The sequence below is a fragment of the Hahella sp. CR1 genome (genome assembly GCF_029813005.1).
Lineage (GTDB): Bacteria > Pseudomonadota > Gammaproteobacteria > Pseudomonadales > Oleiphilaceae > Hahella.
This window is the reverse complement of sequence record NZ_JAPELK010000006.1, coordinates 278,339-291,802: the sequence shown is the minus strand read 5'-3', so window position 1 is coordinate 291,802 and position 13,464 is coordinate 278,339. Positions and strand designations below refer to the sequence as shown.

Below are 13,464 nucleotides of genomic sequence, written 5' to 3'. Positions count from 1 at the left end.
CTTGATACGATGCCGACGCAAAGTTGCAGGGAACAACTAGCGATAAAACAACAGCCGAAGGAAACAGCACGCAGTCGCCGTTCCTCTCAGAAGCGTTGGAAATGTTTGAATGGCCCGCGCCATCTGCGAAAAATAAGCCAAAAGTCGCTCAGATAGAGTTTCTAAGCACCTGTTTTTAAATGGCTATTTTTCTGAATTAAAGTGCGGGCGGACGAGTGCGTCCTGGTGAAAGTCGGAAAAGTACATCCATCACTTATTTACTCCTCGCGGGGAAACCCCAGCTTGATACCCTTCAAGTCACAATATTGATATGAGACTGTATGCAAAAAAAAGAAAGTATGCTTTCCTTTATGTACATAACACCTGAAGACATCCTCATTCTGCTATGTCTTCAGTGAAAAGTTTATGAATTTAACATTAATAAATGTTAGGAATTGGATGCATCAATGCACTCTCTAAGTGCTACAACTCCCGTGTGTTATGTATGTCACAGCAGTCAATATACAGCCAACTTCCAAAGACCATTTCCAACCAATTGTTCACAAATGGCCAGCTCACGTTAGCGCATTATTTAAAACAGTTCAACCGGTAAAGAACAAGGTTATTAATACTTGGGAACGTTTACTTAAATTGATCTGATATTAATTTGATTTGGCGCATTCTTTTAAATTTTATCTTTGTCAACCGTAGAAAATAGCGTTGCGCAGTATGAATTGGCAGCCAATAGCGGATTATCTTTAAATATAGTAGCTCTATTTATAATCAATATTAAAAATTAGTTAACAAATACACGCCATTCAAGTCACAACATTACCTCATCTTTTCAACGCTCCAGCGCCACGGCGCCCACTCCCTAGCAGAGGGGGATCTCACCGGCCCGCACACACAGGATCGCCAGCAAGTCCAACCAGGCGAAGTACGGAAGAAACGGCAAAGCGCCATGGGCATATCGTGGTGAAGTATTGCGACCGCAGTCGCAATAACTGGCCTGGGTTCTGGCGGGCTTTCTTCGATATAGCCCCAGGCTTACGCTTTTTTGCTAGCATCGAATGATACAGACGTCTGGTATGATCCGAAGGTGTTAAACGCCTCTTTGGCGAGCATCCTAACAACAAAAATCACGGAGTCTGGCGAGATGCATATCGGGCCGAAGTTTTTACTTGCCGCCATCAGAAGAAGAATTAAAGACGAGGGGCTGAGTTACGGTTATTTGTCCGAGAAGACCGGTATTCCCCTCTCCAGCATCAAACGTCACCTGCATAACCCGTCCCTGGGGCTGGACAAGATCCTCATGTACGTCAGCTTTCTCAATACCGATCTGGTGGAGCTGACCAAACTCGCCAACAAGCTGCAGCACGAAAACGAGCTGTTTATTTCCGACAAACAGAGCGAGCTGTTTCTGGAGCACCCCTACCTACTCGACTTCATCAATATGGTGACCTCTCATAATATGACGCCGGATGCAGTGGCGGAGAAACACGGACTCAGCGAAACCAGCCTGCGCTTTTACCTGCGCATCGCTGAAATACTTGGCTATATCGATGACTTTGGCGACGGCTCCTTTTACCAGTCCGGACGTCGCTATCTATTGGAGGAAGGCTCCGCCCTGGACAGCCTGTTTCGCCGCCGCTTTCAGGAAGAGTCCCTGTCCCACCCCATCCACCCCGGCGTCTGCGTCGGCCGCATCAGAATGACGGAAGCGCAGAGAACCCAACTCGAAGACGACCTCTACGACAAACTGGTCGAACTCAACGCCGTGAACACCTCCAACGACGAAGGCGAACCCACCAACGTACTCATGCGCTGCACCCCAGGCAAACTGACCCAGTTTTCCAACGGCCTGCCGGATATCGATGGGCAATTGCTGAAGTATGTGTCGGAGATGTTTGCTAAGGCTTAGGGGGGATTGGGCGTGATTGTGCAGGGAGGGCGGGGAAAAGTATTACTTAATCTTTTCGCTTGACGAATTAAGGTTACCAGAGAAGTCATATTGGAGACCATGAAACCTCTGAATTAGCCCTAATTATCGCAATGTCCCTCTCCATTGTGAGCTTGACCCAGCCAAATATACTTCCCGGCAACTTTCGTCCTTTACAGGGCGGAAGCAGGTCCCACCGCCCTATATAAATAGCTATTTCCTTACCATAAAAAAATAACAATTCTGGACTGGTTATTAGGGCTTTAGCAACCTCAGTTAACACTTAAGTTCGAAAGACCTACGAACGAATTTGGGCCTCTGTTCCGCCTTATCTGCCCCTTGGCACTTTCATGTATTCTTTAATTAGCATTGTAGTATGACCTGACACAGCAATACCGTCACTATCAGCTATTTTCTTCAGCTTATTGTTAGCCCATTTTGCAAAATCTTCTAATAAACCGTAGTAATGGATGGCCGAAGGGGTCGGGGCATTTAAGCAATCCAGATACCTCACAAATTGATCTCCCCCTCGTTTACATTTGACTTGATACCTAATAACGTTACCCAGAAAGCGCCCAATACCCAAATCTTGAGTGCGGGCCGAAATGTTCATCACAAACTGTTCTTCACATCTGTACATATGCAATGCGCTCTCAATTGCTAACTGCTCCGTATTATTACCTCTCAATGCAGCCACAATATTTGAAGGGTTATCCTCTCCACGCATTGAATGGGCAAGCAAATGACACCATTCGAATTGGTCCCCTTCTTGGAGGGTGAGGTAGTTGGTCTGAGAGCAATAGAATTGGACATATTCCGTAGCAGAACAATTTCGCCCGGTTAGTCTAAGCATAGCATCGGTCATGCCCTGGTTAGGAGTTCGACGCGTATCACTCCTGGCATGCGGTAGAGGAATCCAATCCGTTGAAATATAGCCGCCTTGACCGTTATTGAAAACGTTTTCTAGAGTCGCCTGTGAACGAGTGCGTCCGTTAAATCTAACCGTATTATTGAAATCGACCCTGCCATAAATCGGAGGTAGCCTTGTGATGCCAGAGGGTAAAGGTCTAACTCCTAATTGCCCGGCCTCGTCAGTTTCGATACGAAAACATATATAGCGGCCATATGTATCACGAGCAAAAACCGTGTTATTCGCAGTCCGTTTGTACATTGTAACTTCTTCAACATTTATCATTTTTTCCTTTTACCTTTGACTATTCAAAGCTCCTGATAAATTAACCTCTTGCCGCTCCATATAAAGCAATGGAAGCGCTTTCATAAAACGGCCGCGGATGCTGTCATCTTGTTCCGACCATGTCAACAGAACCTGGATAAATTAAAGAGAGATGATTGATGTTTACGGGGAGTATTGATCGGCTGCTCAGAAAGTTTTATGCCACATTTTCGTTTTCTCAGTTGAGAAATAGTGGAAAACTGTCAGTAGAAGGGAGTTGGAATACTGCATTTGAAGGGACTATATGCTGTACAGGTAGCGCTCAGAATTTTGTGTTATTTTGAACACATGCAAAGAAGAGATAGCTCAAAACCACGCCTCTTAGACATGAAAGCCTCACTGAAAATTATAGCCAAACTTCCCCTCCCTCTCTGCAAAAAAAGAAAGATGAGCAATGGCTGATATTGATAACGATACTTTGATGGTCTCACTGCAGGCTGTCTTTGAAAGCATAAATAGATTTGAAGCTTTGCTGGAGTCAGAAACGCTCAGCGACCCGGAAAATATTACAGAATTACTCATGTCATACGATGAAGCCTTCAAAGTTCTCTCTACTGTTTACAAAGAACAGCTGGCAAAAGGAGCGGATCTGCCGCCCTATGCGGCAATCGTGAAACGATAAATTCATGGATATACGCAAACAGGATCGTTCAGGTACTCTTTGACATTTATTGATCCTATAGGAAGAAGGGATGACTTATGACAACGCGACCCTTCAACCTATTCACTCTCTACCTTGCAACCTTCTTAGCAGGGCCTTCAAAGAGGGGCAGAACGAGTTAATCCGACATTGCGTTGAGTGGCGAAAGCAGGAAGAGTGAGGCTCACAAATAACACTGATTATTTTAATCCAATGAACCTAAAGGCCTTATCAGATTCAGTATAGTCGCCAATGGATTGAGCAGTATGAATCCGACTTCCCACCGATATAAAGTTATAGCCGAGCGCTTCGGACGCCTTCCAATCCCAAGGCCCATCGCCAAAGTAAGTTTTAGAGTCGTAACTCCCCTTGCTTGCACGCATTTCAGCCACCCTCATGATCTCCGTCCTGCAGTAGTGGTCTGAAGATGAAGCCATCGCTATCCCTGGAAGGCTGATGCCAGCCGCGTCCAGCTTCATCCTGGCGGTTTCGGCCCAACCACCTGTCGCAAATGCGATCGCCACATCCTGACGTTTTACGAGCCGTGACAAAAATTCAACCGCCCCACAAATTGGAGACAGTTCATGGTGCGAAATATATTCTTCTACGCGTCTAACGAATTGTGCTTTTACATCGAAAAAAATACGCTCCCGTTCCCTCTGAAGACCGGCCTTTTCAATTATCTCGGAAAGAATTCCTGCGTCAGTGACATGACGATACCGCCCCCAGTCAGTGCCAATCGAAATACCCATCACATTTTTTACGGCAGCCTGAAAGCACTCTGTATCGAAATCGTAGGATTCGACCAACGTTCCGTCTATGTCAAACATGACTAGATGCACGCCATCTCCCCTAACCATCAAATTGCTGTCTGATCACCTGCCACTGCTCCCATGCCTTCTCGGGATCGATATCTGAGTACCCCCTCGATTCCTCAAGCGCTCTTACCTGATGAATCGTACCCATCTGGCATATGGCGCTATCTCTTATTTCGATAACTTCATCTTCTGTAAGAGGTGCGCCTTTTTCACGCTCTTTATTGAGGAGCACCGCCACCAATGCCGGAATCGGTATTGGAATTAGATTATCCGCCATCTGTCACCTACCATTTTTAGCTATTTAGCCCTATAAACCCGATCATCCACTCGCTAAATACAATTTCAAGGAAATACTCTGTAGCAAAGAATCCCCGGAAACCATGGCATAGCGAGTAAAGTAGCGAATTTGAGATATTGAGCGCCATTTTCACCTCACATGGCGGAAAATATGGACAATCATTCACCACATAGTTCGACTTGCCTGGATTACGCCCCTTTCCTCAAACCCTTTTTTAGTAAACATTTCGTCGATTTCTTTCGCAGTTATATCTCTGAAAGGGTTACCGAGGCCTTTACTCCTTGTAACCTCAAATTATTGAGTAAATGTAATAGCACTGCACTTTTCCGCAATATCTCGCTGCTTGATTTCTGAACCGAGAGCAACCAGCTGTACTATTACTGAGCGAGATTCAGTACTTTTCGCAAATTCAAGCTGAATTCCATCAAAGTAGCCTTGCTGATTATGAAGCACCCAAGACCATAGCAGCGGATTTCCAATTGCTAATGACCAAGGCCGTCTTTTCATAAATGATATGGATTTCCATTTAGGGTCACTGCACCAATCGTTTGCATACAGCACAAAACTGTCATCCTCTTGGACCACAATGTAAAATTTTGACTCCTCGAAAATGAATCCCATCGCGCATAAAACACACTCGAGACTGCTCTCTTCACAATTCTCAAAATACCCAACAACATCTACTAACTTTTGCTCAGAATTTGCGTAGTTTGATAATATTTGTTGATTTACGCTCATGCCGAATATTTCTGCCCTTTATTCCCGTCGGTTTTATAATCTTGAAAGCTGATGCTACCCACCAATGATAGACACCTTGTTAAGCGAGTACACTACGCTACAGAGGTGAACTATGACCAAACAGAAACATCAAACTCCAAATCTCGCAACGTTATTCCGACGAGTACAAGGCGGAAGCCCTGGCGTTAGCTCAACGTATCAGCGTGAGCACCGCCGCAAGGCAATTGGGTCTGCACGAGTCACAACTTTACAATTGGCGCAATAAAGCCCGACTGGCGCAGGATCAGGGCACAGCTGAGCTGCCAGCCCCCCCTCCTAATAAAGCCTATAGAAAAATACATCCAGCCTAATACATTGCTCCGAACTTCATAAAGTTGCGTGAACAGCTTTAACTCAGCAGAGAAAATTATTAGGCTTATATATTTTATGTGTAAATCTTACTTATACAACAGCCAGCGCTAATGAAAAGAGAGGTTTACGTATGAATTAACTTTAGGATTAGAAGGAAGATTAACAAAGTCCGATACAACAGTGTCAATCAGTGAATTATATGCAAAAACCCCTTTCGTTTTAAAATATCCTGAATTCAAATAAAAAGTTGCATCTTTTCCCTGTATAGACACAATATTTACGTTGCGTTCAAAATCATCATTTGGCGTTTCGCGTACGTATAGTTCATAGAAAGGAATATAATCCGCATCACTTTTTTCAGGAACAAATCTATTTACTGATTTAATCTCACCATCAGATTCTTTAAAGCAGGCAATGTTATACTCTCCATCAAAAACATTGCCTTTCTCGTCACTATGATTATATATATAATACTTACCATAGCCTTTTCCGGAGTCTAATCCAGCTATTTTAATCCACTCAATTTCTGCATTATGCGCTCGTCTACTGCCAGAAAACAAGGGATGAAACCCCTCAAAATGGGTAAGGGAAAGACGATCGTTAGAGTGCCGATTTACAGTGTAGCGAGACGCTCCATAGGAGGGGGGCTGATACCACTCATTTCCTTCACGCAAGTAAATGCGCTCATTATTATCAATAGCATATATTGAATCACTCCCCCCGCAACTGTTAATTGAAATTTTTCCATCTGGCAACTCCCTCACAAATACAATCTTCCTTGTCATCCCTTTAGAGTAAGTAACTGTTGAGACGCCATCAGAATATTCATTATCCCACTTTGATACCGCTACCCACACGCCATTTAGATCAGCAGAGTTTTTGCAACCTAATGCCTGATATGAATCAATAGAGTACTTATCATCACCTAAACTTTCACTACTTCCACCACAAACTTGAGAGTCAGCACCATTATTTGCTGAGCCATTCCCGTTACTACAGCCAGCCACAAATAAAATCATAACTAATGCCAATTTTTTATTAATCCAACTTCTTATTCCGATACACATATTGGCTTTCCTTCAGTTCCGCCCAGTTTTCATTTAATTCCCCAATACTCAAAAGATCGTTATTTAATCATGCCGTAAAAGCGGATAAAAAACGAACATTTTGATCCCTTTTTATACAGCCACTATATAAATCGAAACTATAAATGAATACGGTTACTAACCATTATCTATAAAATGGCATAGTCCCACCAGAAAAACATAGTATATTTTTTCATGGCAGGCATTAGGCTCTTTGATTGAAAAGCTTATTACCTTGGATTCGCTACTAAATTTTCTACTGACTTACTTGTTTAGAGCTCTGTTGCAAGTCCCGCTATGTTGTTGGTCAAACGAGCATGCTGATGCATAGCGGCCTGGTTGCTTATTGCTCTATCTGGAGATAACTCGTTCTGCTTGTTAAAAGGTCGAAGCAAAACTTCAGTTTCCTATGATTCCAAAACACATCGGGGGCCTTCCAGTGTTCCTGAACTCAGCCAACAATTTGGGGCTGTAATAGATTCATGCCTTCACTTGAATCCTCACCCATCAGTCTCACTTTCTGAGACCGCCAAGCTCTGATTCTGATCCTTCATATTGACGTCTTCAAAGGGTGTTGAGAACGAATTGTATACAATATACATTCCCTCGTTGCATAACGAAAATAATACGACGAGGTAGTCATGAAGATAAGCAAACTACTGATGCTGGGCGCTATTTCTCTGATAAGCAGCGTGTGTACGGTAAGCGCAGTGGCGAAGCCCTACCCTCCAGGAACTCAACTCGCAGCCCGACAGGAAATTACGCTGAACAATGGTGGCGAGGTCACGTCTGTCGATCCCGCCAAGTATGCGGCGGAGCCCGCTTTTAATCTGGGTCGCGATCTGTTTGAAGGCCTCGCGATTCAGGACAAGACCGGTAAAACCATTCCCGGAGTGGCGGAGAGCTGGTCGGTCAATGACGACAACACCGTCTACACATTCAAATTACGTCGCTCACAATGGTCAAACGGCGATCCGGTGACCGCTCACGACTTTGTTTATAGCTGGCGTCGCCTGCTTGATCCCAAAACCGCCTCGCCCTACGCCTGGTTCGCCGCCATGCCGAAAATCAAGAACTCGGCGCAGATCATGAAAGGCGAAGCGGACCCCGCGACCCTCGGCGTGCGCGCGGTGGATGATTACACCTTTGAAGTCACCCTGGAGCAATCCGTTCCTTTCTTCCTCAAGCTCATCACCCATCCGGTGTTGGTCCCTCTGCATGAGGCTACCGTTGAGAAATACGGCGCTGCGTGGACGCAGCCTGCGAATATCGTCACCAACGGCGCTTTTACCGTGTCCGAGTGGAAAGTGAATGAAAAAATGGTGCTGAAGAAGAACCCTCATTACTGGGATGCGGATAATGTGGTGCTGGAAAAAATCACCTGGCTGCCCATCGGCGACGCCAATGTGGCCCTGAATCGATATCTGGCTGGTGAAATTGATCAGGCGTTGTCCATTCCTTCCGCGCAGAAGAAACAACTGCTGAAGAAGTTCCCTGAAGAAGTGGCCAACACCAGCGCGTCCCTGGGCTCCGTTTACTACTACATGAACACCGTCGCCGGCCCCACCCAGGATGTACGCGTGCGCACCGCGCTGTCCTACGCCATTGACCGCGACATCATGACCAAGGCGATTCTGAATAACGGCGGCGTGCCTATGTACACTCTGGTGCCGCCGCAGACCGACGGCTACAAGCCTTACACGCCCGAGTACGCCACCTGGACGCAGAAGCAGCGCAACGAAAAAGCCAAACAACTGCTGACGGAAGCAGGCTATGGCAAAGACAAGCCGCTGAAACTGTCCTTCACCGTGCCTACTTTCTCCAATGACGTGAAGATCGCCACCGCCATGGCTGGCATGTGGAAGAGCGTGCTGGGCGTGCAGGTGGAGATCAAGCAGCTGGAGCCGAAGGTGTTCTACGCCCTCAAAGACACCGGCGACATTCACCGCGGCGGCTGGGTCGCCGACTACAATGAAGCCTCTTCCTGGCTGGACGTCTTCGTCTCCTCCGGCGAATTCAACGACTCCAAATACAGCAACCCGCGCTACGACCAACTCATGCAATCCTCCAAGGTGTTGAGCGATCCCTCCAAGGAATACCGTGAAGCGGAGACGCTGTTGATCAACGACATGGCGATCATCCCGGTGTACCGCTACGGCAATGATCAGTACCTGATCAAACCCTATATCGGCGGCTATGAACGCACCAATCCGGAAGCCTCCTACTACCGCAAGAACGTGTATGTGAAAGCCCATTAAAGTGGGCGATCTCTTGGCCTGGATGTCGGAAGTACAGAGCCGGTGCGTCCAGGCCCTTTTTAACGGATTCCTGAGAGCGTCATTATGTTGCTATACATTTTGCGTCGCCTGTTGATCGCCATTCCGACGCTGCTGTTCATCGCCCTGGTGTCGTTCTGGCTGATGCACGTCGCTCCCGGCGGCCCTTTCGACATGGAGCGTCCCATGCCGGAAATCGTGCGCGCCAATATCGAAGCCAAATACCATCTGAACGAGCCGTTTTTCACCCAGTTTTTCATCTATATTCGCGATTTCGTACAAGGCGATCTGGGTCCGAGTTTCGTGTACCAAGACTTCACCGTGACGCAACTGGTGGGCCAGTCCTGGCCAGTGTCGGCGACGCTGGGCGTGTTGTCCTTCTGTATTTCCGTGCCGGTAGGCATGCTGCTGGGAACTCTGGCGGCGTTCAATCGCAACAGCAAGCTCGATTACTGTCTGATGTCATTGTCCATGACTGGCGTGGTGGTGCCCGCTTTTGTGCTGGCGCCAGTGCTGGTCACGATCTTCGCCATACAGCTCGACTGGCTGCCCGCCGGCGGCTGGGAAGGCGGCAAAACGCCCTTTCTGATTCTGCCTGTATTGAGCCTCGCCATCGGCTCCGTCGCCAGTATCGCCCGGGTCATGCGCGGCGCCATGATTGAGACGTTAAACCAACCTTACATCCGCACCGCCATCGCCAAAGGTCTCTCCACGCCCTACTTGCTGTTTCATCATGCCCTGCGGCCCTCGTTGATCCCTGTGGTGGCGATGTTAGGCCCTGCGTTTGTCGCGGTGGTCACCGGATCAGTGATTATCGATATCTTCTTCGGCACCGGCGGCATGGGGCAGCACTTCGTCTCCGGCGCGCTGAATCGGGACTATGGTCTGGTGATGGGCATCACCCTGATCGTGGCTTCGCTGACCATCTTTTTCAATCTGGTGGTGGACCTGCTGTACACCGTCATCGACCCGCGCATTCGCATTTAGGAGGCCGTCGTGCTGACAACCAGAAAACTCGATCCGCAATGGTTCTCCGATCAAGTCACCGCCCCTGTCGAGGCTGTGGCGGGACGCAGTCTGTGGCAGGACGCCTGGATGCGTTTCCGCAAGAACCGCGCCGCCATGGCGTCGGTGTACGTGTTGCTGTTTATCGTCGTTTGTATCGTCATCGGACCTCATGTCGCGCCTTTCAGCCACGATGAAATCGATTGGAATGTGGTGGCCGATCCTTACGAGCTGGGCAAACCCTCCCTGGAAACCGGGCATTACTTCGGCACCGACGATCTGGGTCAGGATCTGTTCGCCCGCACCATGCAAGGGGGGCGTCTCTCCATCATGGTGGGCTTTATGGGCGCCCTCGTCGCCGTAGTGATCGGTACGGTCTGGGGCGCTATTTCCGGTTATGTGGGCGGGCTGGTGGACAGCGTCATGATGCGGGTCATCGAAGTGCTGGACTCCGTGCCGTTCATGTTCATGGTGATCCTGTTCGTCACCCTGTTCGGCAACAATATCTATCTCATATTTATCGTCATCGGCATGGTGTCCTGGCTCAACATCGCCCGCGTAGTGCGCGGCGTCACCTTCAGCATCAAGCGGCGCGAGTTTATCGAAGCGGCGCACTCCATCGGCGTGTCCAAACTCACCATCGTGCGTCGCCATGTGCTGCCCAACGTGCTGGGCATTGTGATGGTGTATTCGTCGCTGATGGTGCCTGGCTTCATCATGTTTGAATCCTTCCTCAGCTTTTTGGGTCTGGGCGTGCAGCCGCCGGACACCAGTTGGGGAATTCTCATCGCCGAAGGGGCGAAAACCATTGATGTGGCGCTCTGGCTGCTGATGTTTCCGTCTCTGTTTCTGGTCGCCACCCTGTTCTGTTTCAACTTCATCGGCGACGGCCTGCGCGACGCCCTTGATCCGAAGGACCGTTAACTCTCATGCGCCCCGGACCTCTCATGCATCTAATAAAAAAGCAATCATCCAGCAAGCGCCAGGAGCTCTCATGACCATATTGTCCATCGAAAACATGAATGTTCGCTTCGAAACGCCGGACGGACTGGTGCAGGCGGTCAGCGATCTTTCCTTCACCGTGCGCGCCGGCGAGACCCTCGGCATTGTCGGGGAGTCAGGCTCCGGCAAAAGCCAGTCGGTGTTCGCCCTGATGGGACTCACTGCCGATAACGGCCGGGTGTCCGGCGTCGCCAATTTTCATGGCGAAAATCTGCTGGCCATGAGCAAACGACAACTCAACCGCATTCGCGCGGAGAAAATCGGCATGATCTTTCAGGACCCGATGACCTCTCTGCATCCCTTCCTGAAGATCGACAAGCAGCTCACCGAAGTGCTGATGATTCATAAGGGCATGAGCAAAGCGGCGGCGCGGGCGGAATCCATCCGCATGCTGGACGCGGTGCGCATTCCCTCGCCACAGGCGCGTATGGGCCAGTATCCTCACGAGCTGTCCGGCGGCATGCGTCAGCGCATCATGATCGCCATGGCGTTGCTGTGTCATCCAGAACTATTGATCGCCGACGAGCCCACCACCGCCCTGGACGTGACCGTGCAGGCGCAGATTCTGTCGTTGTTGTGGGAGCTGCAGGGGGAGTTCAATACCGCCATCCTGCTGATCACCCACGATATGGGCGTGGTCGCGGAAATGTGCGACCGGGTGCTGGTGATGTACGGCGGGCGCAAGATGGAAGAAGCGGACACGGAAACCCTGTTCGAGCGTCCGGCCCACCCTTACACCCAGGGCCTGCTGAAGGCGATTCCGTCGATCACCGAAGATATGCCGCGCCTGCCGACCATTCCCGGCAATCCGCCCAACGCGCTGATCAACAGCAAAGGCTGTCCGTTCCGGGAGCGCTGCGACTTGCAAAAACCCAGCTGCGAGACCGCCCTTCCGCCCCTGACGCGGCTCGGCGCCACGCAACTGGCCGCCTGCCACGCACTGGCGCAGAACAAAACCACGCCACTGGCGCGCACCGCCTGACGCCATCGACACAGGATCTGCTGGATGAACGCAAAAGAAGTCTTACTCTCCGCCCGAAACCTGGAAGTGCACTTTGCCATCGGCAAACACATTCTGCCCAGCCGACGCCCGCGTCTGAAGGCGGTCAACGGCATTGACGTGGATGTCTATCGCGGCGAAACCCTGGGCATTGTGGGCGAATCCGGCTGTGGCAAGTCCACCCTGGCGCGCGCTTTGTTACGGCTGATCGAGCCTACTCGGGGCGAGTTGCGCTGGAAAGGCGAAGACATGCGCGGTTTCGACAAAAAAGCTCTGGTGCGCCGTCGCCGGGAGTTCCAGATGGTGTTTCAGGACCCCACCGCCAGTCTCAACCCCCGTTTGACGGTATCGGAATGCATCGCCGAGCCCCTGTTGACCCATGAGCCGGGTCTGCAACGCCGGGAAATCGAGCGCCGGGTGATCGCCATGATGGATAAGGTTGGTCTGTCGGCGAGTCAGCGCAACCGCTATCCCCACGAGTTTTCCGGCGGCCAGTGTCAACGCGTCGGCATCGCCCGCGCCCTGATTCTCAACCCGGATCTGGTGGTGTGCGACGAACCGGTCAGCGCGCTGGATGTGTCGATCCAGGCTCAGGTGATCAATCTGCTGGACGACCTTAAGCAGGAAATGGGACTGACCCTGGTGATGATCGCCCACGACCTGAGCGTGGTGCGCCACATCAGCGATAGAGTCATGGTGATGTACCTGGGCAAGCCCATGGAAGTCGGCCTGTATGACCGGGTTTTCGATCAGGCGCAGCACCCCTACACCAAGGCGCTGTTGTCCGCGGTCCCGATCGCTAATCCCAGACTGGCGCGGCAACGGGAGGTGCAGCTTTTGCCCGGCGATCTACCCTCGCCGCTTAACCCGCCCAGCGGCTGCGTTTTCCGCACCAGATGCCCGGAGGCCACCGACCTCTGCGGGAGCCAGCCTCCCACCCAGAGCGGGTCCGACGAGCATCATATTTTCTGTTCCAACACCTTGCTATTGGCGGGCCAATGAGATCGCTCGCCAACATGCCGGCGCCGGGATGCGCTTATCGTGGGAGACAGCACCTGACACGCGCAGGGTCTGTCGTTTTCAGTTTTTCCGCCGATTT

The 13,464-nt window shown here is 50.1% G+C and carries 13 protein-coding genes; 8 read left to right on the top strand and 5 right to left on the bottom strand.

All coding sequences use genetic code 11. From position 1 onward, the window contains the following. The first annotated feature begins 1,135 nt into the window (after positions 1 to 1,135). Complete coding sequence (locus tag ONV78_RS16935) at positions 1,136 to 1,900, top strand: transcriptional regulator (protein WP_279504855.1); 765 nt, start codon at positions 1,136 to 1,138, stop codon at positions 1,898 to 1,900. Between the two features lie 346 nt (positions 1,901 to 2,246). Here the strand turns inward: ONV78_RS16935 and ONV78_RS16930 are convergent, their stop codons facing one another. Continuing rightward, positions 2,247 to 3,113 (bottom strand): hypothetical protein, encoded by an 867-nt coding sequence (locus ONV78_RS16930; protein WP_279504854.1) that lies wholly within the window; start codon positions 3,111 to 3,113, stop codon positions 2,247 to 2,249. A gap of 433 nt (positions 3,114 to 3,546) precedes the next feature. On the opposite strand from ONV78_RS16930, the gene ONV78_RS16925 reads away from it, so the two are divergent. Next, positions 3,547 to 3,774: a hypothetical protein gene (locus ONV78_RS16925; RefSeq protein ID WP_279504853.1), complete on the top strand. Its 228-nt coding sequence runs from the start codon at positions 3,547 to 3,549 to the stop codon at positions 3,772 to 3,774. Positions 3,775 to 3,992: 218 nt separating this feature from the next. Here the strand turns inward: ONV78_RS16925 and ONV78_RS16920 are convergent, their stop codons facing one another. The 3 genes from ONV78_RS16920 to ONV78_RS16910 form a co-directional block, all read right to left on the bottom strand. Continuing rightward, the gene (locus tag ONV78_RS16920; RefSeq protein ID WP_279504852.1) at positions 3,993 to 4,622 is read right to left on the bottom strand and encodes an HAD hydrolase-like protein; all 630 of its coding nucleotides are present in this window, start codon (positions 4,620 to 4,622) and stop codon (positions 3,993 to 3,995) included. Positions 4,623 to 4,644: 22 nt separating this feature from the next. Continuing rightward, positions 4,645 to 4,887 (bottom strand): hypothetical protein, encoded by a 243-nt coding sequence (locus ONV78_RS16915; RefSeq protein WP_279504850.1) that lies wholly within the window; start codon positions 4,885 to 4,887, stop codon positions 4,645 to 4,647. A 315-nt stretch (positions 4,888 to 5,202) separates the two neighbouring features. Beyond that, positions 5,203 to 5,646 carry a DUF6334 family protein gene (locus ONV78_RS16910; RefSeq protein ID WP_279504849.1) on the bottom strand — a complete coding sequence of 148 codons (444 nt, stop codon included), beginning with the start codon at positions 5,644 to 5,646 and terminating at the stop codon, positions 5,203 to 5,205. 128 nt (positions 5,647 to 5,774) lie between these two features. Between ONV78_RS16910 and ONV78_RS16905 the strand changes: the two genes are divergently transcribed. Next, positions 5,775 to 5,996: a transposase gene (locus ONV78_RS16905; RefSeq protein WP_279505023.1), complete on the top strand. Its 222-nt coding sequence runs from the start codon at positions 5,775 to 5,777 to the stop codon at positions 5,994 to 5,996. A gap of 108 nt (positions 5,997 to 6,104) precedes the next feature. Here ONV78_RS16905 and ONV78_RS16900 read toward each other — a convergent pair whose 3' ends face one another. Next, positions 6,105 to 7,064 carry a hypothetical protein gene (locus tag ONV78_RS16900; protein WP_279504847.1) on the bottom strand — a complete coding sequence of 320 codons (960 nt, stop codon included), beginning with the start codon at positions 7,062 to 7,064 and terminating at the stop codon, positions 6,105 to 6,107. A 659-nt stretch (positions 7,065 to 7,723) separates the two neighbouring features. Here ONV78_RS16900 and ONV78_RS16895 point away from each other — a divergent pair. The 5 genes from ONV78_RS16895 to ONV78_RS16875 all read left to right on the top strand — a co-directional run bounded on the left by ONV78_RS16895 (position 7,724) and on the right by ONV78_RS16875 (position 13,367). Then, complete coding sequence (locus ONV78_RS16895; RefSeq protein WP_279504843.1) at positions 7,724 to 9,340, top strand: peptide ABC transporter substrate-binding protein; 1,617 nt, start codon at positions 7,724 to 7,726, stop codon at positions 9,338 to 9,340. 84 nt (positions 9,341 to 9,424) lie between these two features. Then, complete coding sequence (oppB, locus tag ONV78_RS16890; protein ID WP_279504842.1) at positions 9,425 to 10,345, top strand: oligopeptide ABC transporter permease OppB; 921 nt, start codon at positions 9,425 to 9,427, stop codon at positions 10,343 to 10,345. A gap of 9 nt (positions 10,346 to 10,354) precedes the next feature. Then, entirely contained in the window at positions 10,355 to 11,287 is a 933-nt protein-coding gene (locus ONV78_RS16885) for an ABC transporter permease subunit (protein ID WP_127970628.1), read from the top strand. Positions 11,288 to 11,357: 70 nt separating this feature from the next. Beyond that, positions 11,358 to 12,347, top strand: coding sequence for an oligopeptide/dipeptide ABC transporter ATP-binding protein (locus ONV78_RS16880; protein WP_279504840.1), 990 nt, complete (start codon positions 11,358 to 11,360; stop codon positions 12,345 to 12,347). Between the two features lie 24 nt (positions 12,348 to 12,371). Beyond that, a complete protein-coding gene (locus ONV78_RS16875) occupies positions 12,372 to 13,367 on the top strand; it encodes an oligopeptide/dipeptide ABC transporter ATP-binding protein (RefSeq protein WP_216739713.1) in 996 nt (331 codons plus the stop codon). Positions 13,368 to 13,464 lie beyond the last annotated feature (97 nt).